At 53.0% G+C, this 19,500-nt stretch carries 15 protein-coding genes, 1 riboswitch and 1 other annotated feature; of the genes, 8 read left to right on the top strand and 7 right to left on the bottom strand.

Annotated features, from left to right (window positions below; translation table 11 throughout):
- Positions 1 to 100 precede the first annotated feature (100 nt).
- Positions 101 to 244, bottom strand: a riboswitch (cyclic di-AMP (ydaO/yuaA leader).
- A 148-nt stretch (positions 245 to 392) separates the two neighbouring features.
- On the top strand, positions 393 to 884 hold the full coding sequence (locus tag M2108_RS19425) for a cysteine hydrolase family protein (RefSeq protein WP_277471012.1): 492 nt from the start codon (positions 393 to 395) through the stop codon (positions 882 to 884).
- Positions 885 to 986: 102 nt separating this feature from the next.
- Here the strand turns inward: M2108_RS19425 and M2108_RS19420 are convergent, their stop codons facing one another.
- Positions 987 to 2,087, bottom strand: a complete 1,101-nt coding sequence (locus M2108_RS19420) for a hypothetical protein (protein ID WP_277471011.1) — start codon at positions 2,085 to 2,087, stop codon at positions 987 to 989.
- A 158-nt stretch (positions 2,088 to 2,245) separates the two neighbouring features.
- Between M2108_RS19420 and M2108_RS19415 the strand changes: the two genes are divergently transcribed.
- The gene (locus M2108_RS19415; RefSeq protein ID WP_277471010.1) at positions 2,246 to 3,382 is read left to right on the top strand and encodes a copper amine oxidase N-terminal domain-containing protein; all 1,137 of its coding nucleotides are present in this window, start codon (positions 2,246 to 2,248) and stop codon (positions 3,380 to 3,382) included.
- A 23-nt stretch (positions 3,383 to 3,405) separates the two neighbouring features.
- Positions 3,406 to 3,849, top strand: a complete 444-nt coding sequence (locus tag M2108_RS19410) for a hypothetical protein (protein ID WP_280777148.1) — start codon at positions 3,406 to 3,408, stop codon at positions 3,847 to 3,849.
- 91 nt (positions 3,850 to 3,940) lie between these two features.
- Here M2108_RS19410 and M2108_RS19405 read toward each other — a convergent pair whose 3' ends face one another.
- Both M2108_RS19405 and M2108_RS19400 read right to left on the bottom strand, forming a co-directional pair.
- Positions 3,941 to 4,981 carry an LLM class flavin-dependent oxidoreductase gene (locus M2108_RS19405; RefSeq protein ID WP_277471008.1) on the bottom strand — a complete coding sequence of 347 codons (1,041 nt, stop codon included), beginning with the start codon at positions 4,979 to 4,981 and terminating at the stop codon, positions 3,941 to 3,943.
- 375 nt (positions 4,982 to 5,356) lie between these two features.
- Complete coding sequence (locus M2108_RS19400) at positions 5,357 to 5,485, bottom strand: hypothetical protein (RefSeq protein WP_280768019.1); 129 nt, start codon at positions 5,483 to 5,485, stop codon at positions 5,357 to 5,359.
- A gap of 298 nt (positions 5,486 to 5,783) precedes the next feature.
- Between M2108_RS19400 and M2108_RS19395 the strand changes: the two genes are divergently transcribed.
- The gene (locus M2108_RS19395) at positions 5,784 to 7,076 is read left to right on the top strand and encodes an arsenic transporter (protein WP_481857215.1); all 1,293 of its coding nucleotides are present in this window, start codon (positions 5,784 to 5,786) and stop codon (positions 7,074 to 7,076) included.
- A gap of 92 nt (positions 7,077 to 7,168) precedes the next feature.
- Here the strand turns inward: M2108_RS19395 and M2108_RS19390 are convergent, their stop codons facing one another.
- Positions 7,169 to 8,368, bottom strand: coding sequence for an oxalate decarboxylase family bicupin (locus tag M2108_RS19390; protein WP_277471007.1), 1,200 nt, complete (start codon positions 8,366 to 8,368; stop codon positions 7,169 to 7,171).
- 195 nt (positions 8,369 to 8,563) lie between these two features.
- On the opposite strand from M2108_RS19390, the gene M2108_RS19385 reads away from it, so the two are divergent.
- The 3 genes from M2108_RS19385 (at position 8,564) to M2108_RS19375 (ending at position 14,205) form a co-directional block, all read left to right on the top strand.
- A complete protein-coding gene (locus M2108_RS19385) occupies positions 8,564 to 10,120 on the top strand; it encodes a tetratricopeptide repeat protein (protein WP_277471006.1) in 1,557 nt (518 codons plus the stop codon).
- A 47-nt stretch (positions 10,121 to 10,167) separates the two neighbouring features.
- Positions 10,168 to 10,436: a binding site (T-box leader), on the top strand.
- Between the two features lie 89 nt (positions 10,437 to 10,525).
- Positions 10,526 to 12,238, top strand: coding sequence for a glutamine--tRNA ligase/YqeY domain fusion protein (locus M2108_RS19380; protein WP_277471005.1), 1,713 nt, complete (start codon positions 10,526 to 10,528; stop codon positions 12,236 to 12,238).
- Between the two features lie 671 nt (positions 12,239 to 12,909).
- On the top strand, positions 12,910 to 14,205 hold the full coding sequence (locus M2108_RS19375; RefSeq protein WP_277471004.1) for an Nramp family divalent metal transporter: 1,296 nt from the start codon (positions 12,910 to 12,912) through the stop codon (positions 14,203 to 14,205).
- Between the two features lie 72 nt (positions 14,206 to 14,277).
- Here M2108_RS19375 and M2108_RS19370 read toward each other — a convergent pair whose 3' ends face one another.
- From M2108_RS19370 to M2108_RS19360, 3 genes are all read right to left on the bottom strand, one after another.
- On the bottom strand, positions 14,278 to 15,585 hold the full coding sequence (locus tag M2108_RS19370) for an ABC transporter substrate-binding protein (RefSeq protein ID WP_277471003.1): 1,308 nt from the start codon (positions 15,583 to 15,585) through the stop codon (positions 14,278 to 14,280).
- A gap of 121 nt (positions 15,586 to 15,706) precedes the next feature.
- On the bottom strand, positions 15,707 to 16,543 hold the full coding sequence (locus tag M2108_RS19365; RefSeq protein ID WP_277471002.1) for a carbohydrate ABC transporter permease: 837 nt from the start codon (positions 16,541 to 16,543) through the stop codon (positions 15,707 to 15,709).
- On the bottom strand, positions 16,543 to 17,433 hold the full coding sequence (locus M2108_RS19360) for a carbohydrate ABC transporter permease (RefSeq protein WP_277471001.1): 891 nt from the start codon (positions 17,431 to 17,433) through the stop codon (positions 16,543 to 16,545). Before M2108_RS19360 ends, M2108_RS19365 begins: the two co-directional genes overlap by 1 nt.
- 254 nt (positions 17,434 to 17,687) lie before the next feature.
- Here M2108_RS19360 and M2108_RS19355 point away from each other — a divergent pair, with 254 nt between their 5' ends.
- Positions 17,688 to 19,499, top strand: coding sequence for a sensor histidine kinase (locus M2108_RS19355; RefSeq protein ID WP_277471000.1), 1,812 nt, complete (start codon positions 17,688 to 17,690; stop codon positions 19,497 to 19,499).
- The last annotated feature ends 1 nt before the right edge of the window (position 19,500 follow it).

Raw genomic sequence — 19,500 nt, 5'->3', positions numbered from 1 at the left:
CCTTGATGTCAAAAAGCCAAACTGGCAGCCAGCAGGGCCTCTAAAAAACACAAAAAGAGACCCTTAGCACAAGGGTCTCATGTTATAAGAAACATAATAAAACAGACCCATCCACTACTGACGAGGTTAGCTGACGGACTCGGGTAAGATGGTACCCTACATTGTATAGCTCAATGATTCGCCCCAATTGACTGGTTCCCCCGCTTTCCAGCTGGAAATGCTGGAAATTAAGCGTAGATCAAGTATAACCTGCAAAGTTTGCAGAAGTCAAAGCTGTTGCCGGTATGCACAAGGTAATATTGTTACGGTAATTATAGTTAAACTTTATTTAGCTTCCCGCCTGATTATGTTGTACGATATCGGCATATCTTTTTACAACAAGGAGGGCCTTGATGAAGCTGGGCTATTTAATCATTGATATGCAGGAAATTCATGTGCGGGATTCTGTCGATCAGAAGACGCTGGACCGCAGCTGTGAATATATTAATTATGTCGCGGACATGCTCCGTGAGAAGGACCAGCTGGTCATTCATATTCAGGATATTGAAGGGCTGGAGGAGGCTACCAGGGAGCGCTACAATCTCATTCCCGAGATTCAGGTGGCGGACAGTGATCTGAAGGTAACCAAGGAGTATTCGAACGCATTCTGGAAAACAGAGCTGGAGCAGCTTCTGAAGGAGCACGGCGTGGAGCTGCTGATTATCTCCGGCTTCTCGGTAGAGCACTGCGTGCAGTTCACCTACAACGGGGCGAGTGAGCGGGGCTTCCATCCGGTTTTGCTGCAAAATGGTGTTTTGAGCGCACACAGCGACGTAATCACTGCAGCATACAGAGACCGGAATCTGATTTCTTATCCGGTGATTCCTTATTTGATTAGCCAATAAAAAGAAGACACCCTTCACGTAACAGTGATTGCTGCTGCGGCGCGGGGTGTTTTATTTACATAAGGAACTATCCGATAGCTGACCATGTAGCTGTAGTCCTGTTCATTTTAGAGCGGTAAAATGGCCGGATGTATCCCATTGGAGAAACAGGCCGGAGGGCGCATGGTATAGATCAGGACATAATGTCTGATCAGCGTATTCTATATCCCCAGTATCAGGATTTAAAACAGAAAGACCAATGTCCGGACCCCATAATACAAACTTGCCGTGAACCAGTGCCAGTTGGGCATGAGGATGAACAAAAACCCCCTTTATATCCGAATTCATCCGGTATGCCGGCATCCGCGGGAAAAATTTCATTTGCTCTCCGGTTCTGACATCAAAGAGAATCAGCATAGGGGAATATTTATCCTTTCCGTAAATCAGCAGTTCCTCATCCTCTTCATCATACATATCGGGTGAAATCATCCCCCATACCGCGAATGTATAATCATCTATCCAGGTTACGGGATAGTCCCAGTCCTCCGTAGTTTCCCACACGCCATGCACTGTCGGCCCATCCTCCGGCTCCCAGCGGTTGGTGCTCCAGGACGGGAGATGCCAGGCGCGGATGCAGCCTACAGGATGCCAGATCCAGCCCGTGTTAATGATCCATTCCCCGTCTGGGGACACATGCAGCTTGCCAAAGAAATAATCAAGGTAGTGTTCCGGGGTTGTCCGTTCTTCGCTTTTGTACACTGGCGTCTTACGTTCAGTCAGCAGTTCGCCGGATACTACATCGACCATATCCAGACGGTTCCATTCTGAGCCCTTGATAAGGACGGTGCGGTTATTGAGCTCCGCGAAGGCCAGAGGAAAGGTGCAGGTATTATAATGATAATCATCCCTGGACAGCTTCATTATCTTTTTATGATTCTGCAGATCATAGAGGGCGGCATACCGGCCGAAACGGTTGGAAATAGCAACATATCGTTCATCCTGAGAGAGAACCATTTGCTGCGGATGCGCCAAATTCAATTCGGGAATATCCACCTGCAGCAGTTTGACCGCAGTCCCTGAATGCAGTTCAAGCCTCCACAGCTCTCCGCAATGGTTCAGCGCCAGCAGGGATACCGTCTGGAGCTCCGTACTCTTTAGTGCGTGTACAGCGACTATTGTACCGGGATCTGGTACCAGTACGGGGAAGGTAACCTTTTGGAACATAGCAGAAAGCCTCCTCAAAAGATCTGTGATCCTCATGGTAATGTTAATAACCAGTTTACCAGAAGATTTTATTTTCCGTTGCTTAATAATAGCAACTTTTTCCAAATACTCTCGTCCAATAATACAGAAGCTATTCCATTATAGGGGAGAGTTACATAATGAGAAATTGGAAGCTGGCCGCCGGAATTCTGACAGCGGCTATCGCTTTAAGTCCGGGAGCGGCATCTGCGGCTGCGGGCAGCGTGATTCAGCTGAATTACAAAGAGACTTCACTGGGGAGCAGCCAGGTAGTTACGGCAGGTACTACGCTTGTTCCGCTGCAGCAGCTGGCACAGACAATGGGTTACGCCCTGACCTGGAACCAGAGCACGAAGTCGGCAAAGCTGATCCGCCCCGGCCGTGAAGTAACTATGACTGCCGGCACTGTAAGTGCAGCTGTAAATGGCGCCGCATCAACGCTGGTTAAAGCGCCCCGTATCCTCAAAGGGAAAGTCTATGTACCGCTGGTATCTGCAGTCAGTCTGCTGGGCGGCAAAACGGTGTATGACAAAGGCACGGGCAGTCTGAACATTGTGGATGAGCTGCGCTACTCCGTTGCTTCGGCCCAAGGCAGAACCTATTGGGTGTCACAAAAGAACGGCGATGTATTCTATAGTGCCTCGGCTTCCGGCAAGCCGGTGCTGATCGGGGAGCTGCCGTTTGCTGATCTGACCTATACCCACAGCCTTGAGGCTAAGAACGTGGGGAAGGGGACGGAGCTTTTGCTGCTCACGGATAACCATTATGCCATGTTCTATGATTTCAGCAATAGCTACCAGGTTCTGATCAAAGACGGCAAAGTCGTGAAGCAGATGGACTATCACTATATGACCAAGTCATACATAAAAGCCCCGCTGCTGAAGACAGACCAGCTCTACATGACCGATGGCGGGAGCGTACAGTACATTAGTGCTGACGGCAGCCCGGGCAAGCTGTTTGATCTGGAAAACATCACAGGCACAGAAGGAACCTACACCATTGAATATGCGGCGGAAGATATTATCCTTGTACGTTTAATAACAAATACACAGTTGTATGCCATTCACACGGCAAGTAGAGCAGGCATCAATCTTAGTGAGCAGCTGATCAGTGCCGAGGACCGTAAAGAATGGGACCGGGCGGACGGATCGGATGAGTTTTATCTGACAAAAATGCTGGTGCTGAAGAAGCGGGAGGGCAACGTGATGACCTTCACCTATGCCACGCTGCCTGACGGTAAAGTGAAGACTGTGACGTACTCAGTGGATTCGCAATAATCAGGCGGTGGTTAAGGAGGAGCATGATGAGGAAAATGACCGCTGTAGCAAGCTGTCTATGTATTTTTATGGTTGCTATTTTAGCAGGATGCAGCAGTTTAGCTAAAGGAGAGCCCAAAGAAGTAGAGTTGAAGCAGTTAAGCAGTGGTGCTAAAAGCTTTGTAAACCAGATCAAGGATAAAAGCGGCTTGTATTTGTATTCACCGGCCGGCGGGCAGGCTTATCTTATCGTTAACCACCTGGTGACCGAGGGAAATAGGGAAGCGAAGTACCTAGAGTCCTTGAAATCAGAATTAAAGGATCATTTATTAAGATTAGACGTGAATGAGCTGGGGACGACGGAGTATACGGATAAGCGTCTGGGAAAAATCAGGTTTTTTGAGCTGGGCAGCAGTAGCCGGGACTACAGCGCGATTCAAGTTTACAAAAATGGTGTGGTGAGTAAATTTGATTCTATCGGCGGTTAACCACAGCCTGGACCCTGAACAACGCCGAAAAAAAGATGCCTGGGCAGGCCAGGGGACGGCCTGCAGGGCATCTCTTTTTATGGAGAAAGGATTATTTCTTCGCCAGTTCCTGCCGTACAATCGGCGCAACCTTGGTGCCGAGCAGCTCGATTGCGCGCATAACCTCGCGATGCGGCATCGTGCCGACGTTGACGTGGAGGAAGAAGCGGGTCACGCCAAGATTTTTGTGCAGCAGTATAATCTTCTCTGCCACGTATTCGGAGTCGCCGACATACAGGGCCCCGCGCAGGCTGCGGGCATCGTCATAGGTGGCCCGGTTGTAGCTCTGGCCCCAGCCGCGTTCGCGGCCGATGACATTCATCTGTGCCTGGGTGGAAGGGTAGAACAAGGCCGCTGCCTGTTCAGTCGTTTCGCCGACAAAGCCGTGGGAATGGGTCGCGATCTGCAGCTTGTCGGGATTATGTCCGGCCAGCGCCGCGGCTTCCTTGTACAGCTTCACCAGCGGAGCGAAGCGTTCCGGCATCCCGCCGATGATGGCAAATGCAACCGGAAGGCCAAGCATTCCAGCCCGGATGGCCGACTCGGGATTACCGCCTGTAGCGATCCATACCGGCAGCGGGTCCTGCACCGCACGCGGATACACAGGCAGATTGTCAATCGCCGGACGGTGGCCGCCGCGCCAGGTTACCTTCTCGGAGGCGCGGATTTTGAGCAGCAGCTCCAGATTTTCTTCGAATAATTCGTTGTAATCGTCCAGACTGTAGCCGAACAACGGAAAGGATTCGATAAAAGAGCCCCGGCCTGCCATGATCTCCGCCCGTCCGTTCGAAATGCCGTCAAGTGTGGCGAATTGCTGATAGACCCGTACCGGGTCATCCGACGATAGTACGGATACGGCGCTGGTAAGCCGGATGTTCTTGGTCATTGCCGCTGCAGCAGCCAGGACAACCGCAGGTGCGCTTCCGGCATAGTCGGCGCGGTGATGCTCTCCGATTCCGTATACATCCAGTCCGACCTGATCGGCAAGAACGATTTCCTCTACGGCCTCACGCAGTCTTTCAGCATGGCTGATTACCTCACCGGTCACCGGATCGGGTGTCGTTTCCAAAAATGTGCTGATTCCTATTTCCATCTAAATCCGCCTCCCTCTTCTCATACAGATATATTACTATACTTTTTAATGTTTCTCAACTTTAGTAAGTGAAAATTCAGGATTTATTCCGTGATTCCATGCCGGGTCACCCGGGCTCGCATATTATGGGCCAGAACGGGTCAACCCGGTTTGCCTACTCCTGGCATCTGGCGGATTCCAGCGGACCCGGGGTGACCAGGTGCGAATTTTTGTGAGGTAAGCCGGAGCCGTGAGCAAGACGGGTGAGTGCCCCGACAATATCAAAGTTGCACTCTGTACAGAGACACACAGTATTACCTTCAGTGCCGACTGCACACCAAAGCCGGGCAACTCCCCGATCCTGCATCGGGAGCTGCCCGGCCTGTTGGCGTGCGGCTAGGATTTATCCTTCTTTACGGCAAGCTGTACGATCATAATGACTAGGGCAAGCAGGGCGATAAGCTGGTCAGTACTCATGGTCCGATCCTCCAATCCGTAACGGCAGAATGGCTCTCGGACCGGCATCTCCCCTCCCCGGAAGCTGCTTTTGTTTCCCTAATGAAGCATATGAGCTGCTGAATACCATTAGTACTTCATTCACTAAATAATTAATGCCGCAAGTTAAGGGGAGGCCGTAAATCTTTGCGCACCGCCGCGAAACTTTTTCCAATTGGCGGTATTCCGCTGCCGCTGATTCTTGAATTCTCCACTTGATTATTCCTTATCCGCAGGATAGCATAGAGGGAAATGTCTATGTTTCATGGGATTAATTTCAGTTGGGGAGTGTTGGGGGCATGATCGTCCTGAGCAGGCGGGAGGCTGGATTGTGGTTGTTCTAGCCAGTCTGATTTTTGTAGTTACACTGTTTTTTGTCATTTGGCAGCCGCGCGGCTTGTCCATTGGCTGGTCGGCCTGCGGAGGAGCGCTGCTGGCGCTGATCGCCGGAGTAGTAAGCTTTACGGATGTGCGGGATGTAACGCTGATCGTGTGGAATGCTACACTGGCGTTTGTGGCGATCATTCTGATCTCACTTATTCTGGACAAAATCGGCTTCTTTGAGTGGGCGGCACTGCATATGGCGGCGGCAGCCCGCGGCAACGGTACACTGATGTTCATTTACGTCATTTTGCTGGGGGCAGTGGTGTCGGCCTTTTTTGCCAATGACGGGGCTGCGCTGATTCTGACGCCGATTGTGCTTGCAATGGTAAGAGCGCTGAATTTTGATGAGAAAAAAGTATTTCCGTTCATTATCGCCAGCGGATTTATCGCCGATACGACCTCGCTGCCGCTGATTGTCAGCAATCTGGTCAACATCGTGTCTGCCGATTTCTTCGGCATTACCTTTATGCAGTACGCCGGACGGATGCTGCTGCCTACCCTGTTCTCCCTGGGGGCCAGCATCGGGGTGCTGTATCTGTATTTCCGCAAAAGCATACCGGGGCGCTACGACGCCCTCCAGGTCAGAGCGCCGCGTGAAGCGATCAAGGACCACCGGATGTTCCGGCTGTCCTGGGCGGTGCTGGCGATGCTGCTGGCCGGGTATTTTGTGAGCGAGTTCCTGAGTATTCCGGTTTCGCTGGTTGCCGGTGTGATCGCGCTTCTCTTTCTGTGGATGGCCAGCCGGAGTCCGAATATCAAAACCATGGAAGTGGTCAAAGGCGCACCGTGGGCAATTGTTTTTTTCTCGATCGGAATGTACGTCGTAGTCTACGGCCTGCGCAATGCCGGACTGACCGATGTGCTGGCCGATATGATCAGCAGGCTGGCAGGGCACGGGCTGTTCGCAGCGACGATGGGCATGGGCTTCCTTGCCGCCGTTATTTCTTCCATTATGAATAACCTGCCGACCGTCTTGATCGGTGCGCTGGCTGTAGATACAGCAGATGCCGCAGGGCTGATCAAGGAGGCGCTAGTGTATGCCAACGTCATCGGCTCCGATCTGGGACCGAAGATTACACCGATCGGTTCTCTGGCTACGCTGCTGTGGCTGCATGTCCTGTCCTCCAAGGGAGTGAAAATTTCCTGGGGCACCTATTTCAAGACAGGAATTGTCCTTACTATACCGACCTTATTCCTTACTTTATTAGGGCTGTATTTGACACTGAAGCTGTTCTAGCGGCGGCAGCACGCACACGCACGATAAGCACATCGCATTCACAACTAGCGGTCCGGACAGGCTATGTCCGGACCGCTTTTTATATATGCAATTTAGCCCTTTTCTGTTTCATGGCCGTACCCCGGATACTTTACAACAGGCCATTTGACCTTGCGCAGGGCATCCATCAGCCCGGCTCCGATGTGCAGGTTGCTGCTGACCAGCTCATGCGGGGTTAATGCCATCCACTGGTTCAGGGAGACATCGGCGAACCGGTCGCTTTTGAACATTTCCAGAAACCATAGTGTCTCTGTGCCGGTATTCTGGATGTAATGGCCCATGGCGAACGGCACATAGCCGACATCCCCGGCCCTGTAATTGAAGGTGCGGGCTGCGCCGTTGCCGCCGAACACGGTCATCCGGCCCTGTCCGCTCAGATAATACTGCCACTCGTCATTATTCGGATGCCAGTGCAGCTCGCGCATCGCGCCGGGCTCGATCTCGACCAGCGCGGCAGCGATGTTCCGGGAGATGGGGAAATTGGACGAGTCAACAATCCGCACACTGCCGCCCGGTGTTTTGAGCGGGGGCTGGGCCAGCAGCCGGTGCTTGAAGCTCAGCGGAATCTCGCCGTACGGAGACTGTACCTTCTGCTGCCCAAGCGCCCCGGGCACCTGGTCCTGATAAATGTACACCTGTTCCTTCGGTATACAGTCAAACGCAGACTCAGGCACCCCGAAGTTAGCCGCCAGCACTTTCTTTGGCGTATGGGCGAACCAGTCAGAAATGGACAAGGTGTTCAGGTCAGAGAAGCTGCCGTCGTCGAAGACCAGCAGAAATTCACAGCCCTGCCCGAGTCCCTGGATGGAATGGGGGATACCCGGGGGAAAATACCACAGGTCGCCCGGACCGACATCGGCGATGAAATTGCGCCCGTTCTGGTCAACGGCGGTAATCCGGGCACTACCCAGCAGCATATAGGACCATTCCGCCTGCTGATGCCAGTGCAGCTCCCGGACGCCGCCCGGCGTCAGGCTCATATTCACTCCGGCTAACGTTGTAGCGGCGGGAAGCTCCCGGACCGTAACCTCACGCGACCAGCCGCCGTAGTTAAGCTGCATATGGGCATCCGAAAAAGAAAATTTCAGATTCGGAACAAGCCCGTTGTCGGTGACGGGCGGGACGAACATATCAGGGTTCTCCCGGTCACGCAGCACATCGCGCGGACCGAGATCCACATTGCCGGCACCGTCGTTTCTGATGGGCTGGGGGATGGGTGATGTGCTTTTCAAGGGGGATTGTTCGGAATTCATAACGGCTCCTCTCCGGATTACGGGCATGATGTTTACTCTATATGCTCCATAGATGCCGATTATGATTGTGATTGGCGTCCGGCAGGATGTATGATTGGGAGTAAGCAGCGGAATATGTTATATTTCGTTCATATTCAACCAAAGTGCAGCAGCAGGCAGGCTGCAACAATAGCAGAGAGCAGGTTCAAAAACGAGATGACAACAGGTGAACAACAGAGATACCGCTTCAGCGAGGCCCCGATCTGGGAGCTGCAGCGGACGTATTATGAGCAGCTTGGCATGCAGGCCTGGAACAATGACCAGGTGCCGCAATATATCACGAGCAACCCGATGATCGGAACAGTGTATGCGGAGATGATCTTGGGATTTTTACAGGACCGGGCCGCCAAGGGTTATACGGCTGAACCGGTGATTATTCTGGAGCTGGGCGCGGGAGCCGGCCGGCTGGCCTTCCAGACCCTTCAAAAGCTAAGTGAGCTGATTAAGTATGCGGGAATACCGCTTCCGCCGTTCAAATACGTGATGAGTGATCTTCCGCTCCTGAATATTACCGGCTGGCAGCAGCATCCGCGTCTGATTCCTTTTGTGGAGCAGGGGGTTCTGGACTTTGCCCGCTTCGATGCTGTAGCGGACACGGAATTGAAGCTCGTGCATAGCGGAGCGGTCATCCGGCCGGGTGATCTTGCACAGCCGCTGCTCGTTATCGCGAATTACTTCTTTGACAGCATTCAGCAGGAGCTGCTGTATGTGGATGAGGGCAAAATTTTCGACTGCGAGGTGTCCCTGAAGTATCCGGAGCGTGCTGATACCATGACCACTTCCGAAGTGCTCAGAGATATTGTGCCGGAGTATCATTATGTCCGTGCTGCGGCCTATGAAGAACCGGATTATCCGTTCCAGGAGGTTGTTTCGTTCTATCAGCACCATCTGGAGGATTCACATATTCTGTTCCCTGCGGCAGCGCTGTCCTGTATGGAACGGCTGGACAGGCTGTCCCGGACAGGCTTTATACTGCTGACGGCAGATAAGGGAGACCACCGGCTGGAGAACTGGGAATTCCTTGAGCCGCCGAAGCTGATGCATCACGGCAGCATCTCGCTGACGGCGAATTATCACGCCATGCAGTATTACTTTGAGCAGAAGGGTGCACAGACACTCACTACTCCGCATCATTACAAGAATCTGAACGTAGTCTGCATGCTGATGCTGAAGGACCCGGATGCCCATGTGCAGACAAGGCTGGCTTACCGGCGGAGTGTTGAACGGTTCGGACCGGATGATTTCTTCAGCATGAAGCTGTGGATTGACAATAATTATGATTCCATGGGGATGCAGCAGATGCTGGCCTTCTGGCGGCTGGGCGGCTATGATGCCGAACTGTTCATCCAGAGCGCGGAGCGGATCTCCGCCCTGCTGCCGGATGCCAACGATGAGGAACTGCTCGACCTGCAGCTGGGGATTCAGAAGATGTGGGACGGGTATTATCCGATGCCGCAAAAATACGATCTGGCCCTGGATACCGGACTGCTGCTGTTTGAAATGGACCAGTACGGGGAATCCCGCCGGTATCTGGAGCTTTCGCTGGCCGAGGGCGATGAGGAGCCGGTTGTAACTGTTCTGTACTGTCTGGCGATCTGCTGCTACGAGCTGGAAGATGATGCGGGTGCGCTGGAATATACCCGGAAGGCGCTGGTTATCGAGCCTGATCATGAAGAAGCGCTGGATCTGCTGAATGCGCTCAGTCAGGGCTGACAGCCGCTTTACACCGATAAATTGATCTGTTATCCTAGAGCCAATAATGAAACGCGATGATGAGAAGAGTAGATACATGCAGTCCTTCACAGAGAGCCCCGGACGGTGAAAAGGGGCAGGGAAAGCCGTATTGAACCAAGCCTCTGAGCGGCGTACCGGAACTAAGCAGCTGGGATGGTACGACAGGAGCTCCTGTTACAGAGCTAGAGTATAAGCCTTGCTCCCGCAGCTCTGCGGACAATGCCGTACTTGATGAGATTAATATGGCGACATATTAATGAACCTGGGGTGGTACCGCGAGAATCTCGTCCCCAAGACTAATCAGTCTTGGAGGTGAGGTTCTTTTTTGTTGACCAGCAAAGCACAATAAGCGGAGATTTCACCCATTCACAGGAGGTTATTCGTATGAAAGAGCTATCTGCAGAAACCGGTACAACTTTAGACGATACGGCAGCTGCCGGTGAACATTTTATAGAAAAGCTGATCAGGGAAGACGTGCAGAGCGGAGTGTTCAGCAGGGAAATTTGCACCCGGTTTCCGCCGGAGCCCAACGGTTATCTTCATATCGGCAGCGCGTTTGCCATCCATACCAACTATGATCTGGCCCGTAAATTCGGCGGCACTTTTCATCTGCGTTTTGACGATACCAATCCGTTAAAAGAGGATATGGAATACGTGAACGCAATCATTGAGGATCTGGAGTGGCTGGGCGCAAGTCCGGAGGGGCATATCTATTACGGCTCCGACTATTCGGAGCAGATCTATGAAAGTGCAGTAACCCTGATCCGAAAGGGAAAAGCCTATGTCTGCGAGCTTTCACCGGAAGAAGTGACTGCCTACAGGGGCACATTGACGCAGCCGGGAACAAACAGCCCGTACCGTGACCGTCCGGTGGAGGAGAATCTGGCTGTGTTCGCCGGAATGCGGCAGGGCGATTACCCCACAGGCTCCATGGTGCTCCGGGCCAAAATCGATATGGGCTCGCCCAACATCAACCTCCGGGACCCTATTCTTTATAGAATTATTCACGCGCCGCATTACCGGACCGGGGAAGAGTGGTGTATCTACCCGATGTATGACTTTGCCCATCCGATCCAGGATGCGATTGAGGGAGTGACACATTCCCTGTGCTCGCTGGAGTTCAAGGACCACCGTCCGTTGTATGAATGGGTGCTGAATGAACTGGATATCCCCGAGCCGCCGCGGCAAAGGGAGTTTGGCAGGGTCAACCTGACCGGAGTCGTTACGAGCAAAAGATACCTCCGCCAGCTGGTGGCCGGCGGCCATGTGGACGGCTGGGATGATCCGCGGCTGCCTACCTTACGCGGGCTGCGCAGACGGGGCTTTACCCCGGAGAGCATCAAACGGTTTGTAACCGAGATCGGGATGGTCCGAAGCCAGTCGATGGTGGACTTTTCGCTGCTGGAGCATGTGCTGAGACAGGATCTCAAGGCTAGCGTTCCTGCGGTAATGGCTGTGCTGGAACCGCTCAAGGTAGTGATTACCAACTATACCGGACCCGGGGCCGAGCTGCTGAGTCTGGATAACAACAGTGAGAATCCGGAGCTGGGTACAAGAAAGGTTCCTTTCAGCAGCGTGCTCTACATTGAACGTGAGGACTTCATGGAGCATCCTGTGCCGGGCTTCCGGCGGCTGATCCCAGGCGGTGAAGTGCGCCTGAAGGGGGCGTATATCATTAAGTGCAGCGAGGTAATCAAAGACCCGGTAACCGGGGAGATCAGCGAGCTGCGATGCACCTATGATCCCGAGACGAAGAGCGGCAGCGCCATGAGCGGCCGGAAGGTCAAAGGGACAATCCACTGGGTATCCGCCAGCCATGCGGTGCCCGCCGAGGTGAATTTGTATGAGCAGCTGCTGAAGGATAACGAAGGGCCGAAGGAGGAGAGCGAAGCCTGGGAGGATGTCATCAATCCTGATTCCATCCGGACATTGAAGCACTGTCTGGTTGAGCCTTATGTGCTTGAGACGCTTGGCCTGGAGAGATTCCAGTTCATCCGCCACGGCTATTTCACCGCCGACAACAAGCTGTGCAGTCCTGAGCATCTGGTGTTCAACCGGATCGTGCCGCTGAAGGACGGGTGGAAGGGGAAGAGATAGGATGGGGGTAAGCTTTTACCGGATAAGCACTGCCTAAGTGGAAAATCGCCACTTAATTCTCATGCAAACCGACGCTGCAGAGAACTAGTTGGAAAAACGTCACTTAAAAACACCGAATTCACCACTTGGATGCTGTATGAGCTAAAATAGATGGCGAAAATCCACTTAGTTCCAATAAATCGTTAGAAAACCGGAAATTAGATGGCGAAAATCCACTTAGCTGTCGTTAGTAAGCTGGAGCAGAAGCTCAGCGGGCTGAAGGTGCAGGTGGAACAGCTACGTGAAGAGCGGCAGAGTCCAGTAATATAAGCAGACATCAGAGAGCGGCGGGGAAAAGGAGGATGTAAGAGCTATGGCGGGAGACGGGGAAGCCCCTGGGTCCCGTTTTTTTTTGCATATAGGCAGCCTTCCTACTATTTACGACAAAAGAGCAGCCGCTGATTGCCGGCCCCCGATTCGCGTTAAATGTATATATGTATGCAACCGGAAAGTGAACCAAGAAAACTACATTTACTTTTTTCATTATGAGGCATATAATAATTGTAAAGTAAAAGTTGCTCTAGGGAAACTTAAGTGTGTGAAGACAAAACTTCGGTGCGAAGACAACTTTTTATTTCTATAAAATAATTTCGTGTATATAGGCAACTTTTCAGGCTTAGGGAGGGATTAACATGATCGAGCAGACAGCTGTGGAGAGACGCAACCTTATAAAGGCTAAACAAACTAAAGTTTCGGCACAGGCCGTATTAAATGGGGATGTAAAAGGGCTGAAGCGGCTGCTTCCGTTTCTGGGCCCGGCTTTTATTGCTTCAGTAGCGTACCTGGACCCGGGCAATTTTGCCACCAATATTACGGCAGGCTCGAAATACGGATACCTGCTCCTGTGGGTAATCGCCGCTTCGAACCTGATGGCTGTGCTGATTCAGGCGTTATCCGCCAAGCTCGGTATTGCAACAGGAAAGAACCTGCCGGAGGTGGCGCGGGAGCAGTTTCCGAAGGGGGCAGCGATCTTTTTATGGATTCAGAGTGAGCTTGTTATTATCGCTACGGATCTGGCAGAGTTTATCGGGGCGGCACTCGGATTATATTTATTATTCGGAATTCCGATGCTGCCGGCTGCACTCATTACGGCTGTAGGCTCATTCGCTATACTTGAGCTGCAGCGGCGCGGTTACCGCAGTCTGGAGGCAGGGATTGCCTCGATGGTGATGGTCGTCGTCTTGGCCTTTGCCTTCCAGGTCATTATGGCGAAGCCGGATGCCGGGGCCGTCGTGGCGGGAATCTTCACTCCGGCGTTCCAGGGGGTAGACAGCGTGCTGCTGGCCGCAGGTATTCTCGGGGCAACCGTTATGCCGCACGCGATTTATCTCCATTCGTCGCTGACCCAGAGCCGGGTGGTGGGGGTAGACGAGAAGCAGAAGAAGCAGATTTTTAAATGGGAAATGATTGATATTGTCATTGCAATGGTAATCGCCGGTGCGGTGAATATGGCCATGGTAATTGTGGCTGCGGCTCTGTTTTTCAAAAATGGGCTGGTGGTCGAAGATTTGGATGTCGCGTTCGCACAATTCAGCAGCCTGGCGGGTCCGGTTACGGCGGTTGCCTTTGGCCTGGGCCTGCTGATTGCCGGCTTATCCAGCTCCTCTGTGGGCACAATGGCCGGAGATGTGGTCATGCAGGGATTTATCAACAAGAGAATCAACCTGTACCTGCGGCGGGCGATCACGATTATTCCACCGCTGGCGATCATCGCCCTCGGAATCAACGCCACCAGCGCGCTGGTTATGAGCCAGGTCGTGCTGTCGTTCGGGATTGCTTTTGCACTCATTCCGCTTGTCATTTTCACCAGTAACCGCAAGATTATGCACGGGCTCGTTAACCGCAGAATGACTACTATACTCGGCTGGATGATCTCGGCGCTGGTAGTCGCATTGAACCTGTTCCTGATTGTGGAGATGTTCGTCTAATGACGGCCTGCAACAAAAAGCACCTTCAAGCCCGCTCAGGCGGATTTGAAGGTGCTTTTACATAACCCGAAATTATTGCTTCACAATATCCTGTACCGCTTTATCCAGCTTCTCCAGCAGCTGGCCGCGGTCGATCTGCCCGCCGAGATATTCCTGCATGGCAGCGCCGAAGCCCTGGGTTACGCCGTCAGGGAACATATCCCAGTTCCAGCCGAGTGCGGTAGCCGATTTCTCCTGCACGGCAACGGCAACCTGGCCGATGTCAGCAGCGTCAGCAGTGATGTTCGTTTCTGCCGGAATGAACTTGAATTCCTTGGTCAGATATTTCTGGCCGGTTTCCGAGGTAACAAGCCAGTTCAGGAAGGCTTTGGCTTCCTCCGGATGTGCGGATTTGCTGTTCACGATATAGTTGTTCGGTACGCCGACGAGGATCGTACCTTCTTCATCGTTGATCGGCAGCGGGAGGAGGCCCAGGCTCAGCGCCGGATCGATTTTGTCGATGTCGCCCTGTGTCCAGTTGCCCTGCAGCATCATGGCTGCTTTGCCGGAGGCGAATTCGGCAACCTGTGTAGCATAGTCGGTCGTCATTTTGTTGTCCTGGGCGTTGTCGAAGATCACATCAACGAGATCCAGCCACTGCTCGAATACGGCATTGCCTTTGATCGTCTGCGTGCCTGCCTTGACATCCTCAATGAACTGCTTCGGATCAGGCTGGTGGGCGAGGCCTACGTTAACGAGGTGAATCCCCATCGACCACCATTCATTAGTTGCTTCAAAAGGAGTAATGCCGGCGGCTTTGAGCTTGGCGGCAGCGTCCTTAAGCTGGGTCAGCGTTTTAGGCTCTTCGGTAATGCCGGCCTGTTCAAACAGATCCTTGTTGTAAATAAGTCCGTAGCCCTCAACATTCATCGGCATCCCGTACAACTTACCGTCGACGGTGGCAGGAGTTTTGGCGGTTGGAATCAGATTGGCCGCCCAAGGCTGGTCGGACAAGTCGGTGGCGCGGTCCATGTAAGGGACCAGGGCGGTATAGCCGCCGTTGTTAAAGATTTCAGGTTCAGAGCCGGAAGCGATTTCAGCCTTCAGCAGAGCGCCGTAGTCTTCACCGCCGCCGTGCGTTTCCACTTCAACCTTCACGCCGGTTTCCTTCTCGTATTCTTCGGCCAGTGCATTCAGCTGCTCGGCAATTTCAACCTTGAACTGGAACATTTTGATCGTCACATCTTTGGCGGGAGCCGCCGTTGCTTCAGCCGCAGCTGTCTCTTTTGGAGCATTGGTTGCAGCTCCGCCATTGCCCGCATTATTGCCGCCGCCATTGCCGCAGCCTGCTACAATCAGAGTGCAAACGGTTGCCATAATCAACGCAAGCTTTCTTTTCATAGAATAACCTCCCTGGTCTGTGGTTCCTGCAACTAGATCGTATAGCATCCGGATGTTCACTTACACTTAATATTTTGCTCGAAAAAGTGGATATTGTTGCAGCCTATGATTATGCACCCGGTTATCCCTTAACAGAGCCGGCGGTTACACCTTCCACAATATAACGCTGCAGCGACAGGAAGAACAGTAGAATCGGCGTAATCGCCATCACCAGTCCCGCAAGCGCAAGGTCCCACTTTTTCGTGTATTGCCCGAAGAATTTCGTCACGGCCACCGGCAGGGTAGTCAGGTCCTTGTTGCCCCCGATCACCAGCACCGGCAGCAGATAGTCGTTCCAGATCCATAACGTATTGAGAATGATGACGGTAACAATGATCGGCAGCAGGAGCGGGAACACAATCCGGAAAAATACGCCGTAAGGATTCGAGCCGTCAACCCGGGCAGCCTCCTCAAGCTCATAAGGCACGCTTTTGATAAAGCCGTGGAACAGGAAGACCGACAGCGGCATCCCGAAGCCGAGGTAACAGGCCACAATCCCGTACAGCTCACCGCGCAGCTCCAGTATACTGGTCACCCGGACCAGCTGCAGCATCAGGGACTGAAAAGGAATAATCATCGCCGACACCAGCAGCAGAAACACAAAGCTGTTGAACCGCGACGGTTTTCTGACAATCTGATACGCGGCCATGGAGCTGAACATTACGATAAAGATGACGCTCAGCACCGTAATGGATAAAGAATTCCAGAACGCCTGCGGAAAATCAATAGCATCCCATACCTTGGCGTAATTATCCCAGTGGTAGACTGCAGGGAAGGAAGCGGCATCGAGCAGGATTTCCTTGAGGCTTTTGACAGAGTTGCTCAGCACCAGATAGAACGGCGACAGGAAGACGAGGGCCAGAAGAATAGCCGCGATCTCCAGTGCAAAATGCTTCGGACGGTATCTGCTGGTATCCATTAAGCCGACACCTCTTTCCGTTTGGTCACCCATACCTGGGTAACGGTAATCAGCGACACAGCTACGAAGAACAGCAATGCCTTGGCGGTGCCGAGCCCGTAACGGTTGTTGATCAGCGCTTCCGCATAAATGTTATAGGCCAGCGACTGCGTTGAGGTCCCCGGTCCGCCTTTGGTCAGCGACAGATTGAGGTCGAACATCTTAAAGGCATTGGAGGTGGTCAGGAACAGGCAGATCGTAATAGCCGGCATGATCAAAGGAACATAGACACTTCTGAACAGCTGCGGGGCGCGGGCGCCGTCAATCCGGGCTGCTTCAATCAGATCCTTCGGAATTCCGGCCAGGGCCGCGATATAGATAACCATCATATAGCCGGCGGTCTGCCAGACAAATACGATAACGAGTCCCCAGAAGCCGGTACTTGGTGTACCCAGCCAAGGGAGCTGGAAGAACGAAATGCCGGTAATTTCCCCGATCGTAGCGAACCCTTTGGTAAAAATAAACTGCCAGATATACCCGAGCAGAATACCGCCGATCACGTTAGGCATGAAAAAGATCGTCCGCAGCACCTTCTTGGTCTTAAGCGCGGTCATCAGCAGAAAAGCCAGCAGCAGCGCCAGCGCATTGGCCGCCACTACAGAGACAACCGTGAAGCGCAGGGTGAACAGCAGGGATTCCCAGAATTTGTCGTCATTCAAAAAAATCCGTTTCCAGTTGGCTGCGCCGGTCCAGACCGCTTTGTCCAGATCGAGCCCGTTCCAGTCCGTGGAAGAGTAGTAAAAGCCGAGAAAGAAGGGGGTGACCACAATGGTCAGGAAGAAGAGCAGGCACGGTCCGAGGAACACGATTTGCTGGCTCCAGCCTCTTTGAAGCCGCAGAGCTTTTCTCATATGGAATCTCCTTTGTGTAGTTTTTCTAACGGTTCACGACTCCATTATAGAAAGCCTCCGCCGGCTTCAACACTCAATTTGATGCTTAGAAAAGTGGATTATATTGCAGCACACCCTTTCAGGGCCGGAAAAAATTCATAGTAGCGCTGCGCATGAAACTCGGTGTATGCTGTCGTTGCGAAGATTGAATACACTCAAATGATAGCGTTCACAAAAGAAAAACGGATGTCCGAACACTTATCGGGAGGCCCTTCATGTTCAAAAACAGTATCCGCACCCGGCTGATGGCGCTTGTGCTGCTGGCCTCCGTGATTCCGTCGGGAATCTCGGTTACGTTCTCCTATCTCTATACCAAGCAGTCGGTGACGGAGCAGTCTGTAAAACAGAATACGAAGCTGCTCACCCTCGGGGAGGGCAATCTCAGCAGCTATTTCAGCGGGATGAACCAGCGGGCGATGTCGCTGTACAGCGGAATCAATGTGCCGAGCTCCTTTTATACGACGCTGCTTACGGCCAAAGCCCCGGAGGACTTGCCGGAAGGTACGGCTGCACCGGATACGCGGGCGGTTATATCAACCCAGCTGTACAATCTGTTCCTCTCCGATCAGAATACATTCCAGATTCACCTGTATGTCAGGGCATCCCGGCAGTCGAATCTGCTCCTTGGGGGGCTGTTCCGCCGTGAGTTTGGCAGGTATGTGCCTTCGGCTGTTCCGGGCGGGACCTACAGGCCGTTTCTCGAGGTGACCCATATGGACCATCAGTACGGGATGAAATCCGGTTTTCCGAATTTAAAATCAGGGACGGTGCCGGTTTTTACCGCTCATTTTCCGCTCTACCGTGCGCCCAGCGCCGATGTGCTGGCAGACCTGTCGGTCGACTTCCGGCTGGACGAATTGGAGGGGATCGCCAGGTCCATGTATAATTCCGGTACGGAACGCCTGTATGTACTGAATGAGCAGGGGCAGGCACTGTATTCGTCTGATCCGGAATGGATCGGGGAACGGGTGACAGCGGGCTGGAGCCAGCTTCCGCAGGGCAGTGAAAGCGGCCATTTCAGCTGGAAAAAGGACGGGTTCGCAGGGATTGTAATGTACCGGCATATCGACGCCCCCTTGTTCAAGGGGAGCATTATCAAGCTGGTGCCATACGGGGACTTGTACGCCGATGCACGGGTTATTACCAGATTCACTACCGGTATAGGCGTATTGTTTCTGATACTCGGCGGTATCGTCGCAGTTGTGATTTCCATCGGGTTTACAAGACCGATCAAGAAGCTGATTGCCTTCACCCGGAAGGTGCAGATCGGCCAGCTGGATGCGCATATGGAAGCCGAGAGCGAGGATGAATTCGGTCTATTGACCCGCAAAATCACCGGTATGACCCGCACCATCAATGATCTGATCGTCAAGGAATATAAGCTGGAGCTGGCCAACAAAACCAATCAGCTGAAGGCGCTGCAGGCCCAGGTCAATCCCCACTTCCTGTACAATGCCCTGCAGTCGATTGCCAGCCTGTCCCTGCGTTACAATGCGCCCAAGGTATACGACCTGATCTACTCGCTGGGCAGCATGATGCGCTACTCGATGAACACGGAGCGGACACAGGTGCCGCTCCGTGATGAGCTGGAGCATGTGCAGAACTATGTCATTCTGCAGACCGAACGCTTTGGCGAAGAGAATCTGCGGCTGGATATCGAAACGGATGAGGCTGTTTTAGAGGTTATCGTACCGAAGATGATCCTGCAGCCGATCGTCGAAAATATTTTCAAGCACGGGTTCGCAGATGGAATCCGCGGAGCGGTGATTACCATTTCCTGCACGCTCGATGCGCAGGGAAGGCTGATCCTTGCCGTCAAGGATAACGGCAAGGGGATTCCGGAGGCGAGGCTGGAGGAAATTGCTGCGGGGCTGGCGCATGGCGGCGGCAATGAGCATGAGGCGATCGGCCTGTCCAACGTGCTGGCCCGGCTGCGGCTGCAGCTAAGCGGCGGGGCAGAGCTGCAGCTGCACAGCGAAGAGGGTCAAGGGGTGACAGTTACGCTGCTGATCCCCCTGGAGAGCTGAA

Source organism: Paenibacillus sp. PastM-3, from assembly GCF_029893965.1.
Lineage (GTDB): Bacteria > Bacillota > Bacilli > Paenibacillales > Paenibacillaceae > Paenibacillus_AQ.
This window is presented reverse-complemented; position numbering and strand designations above follow the sequence as displayed.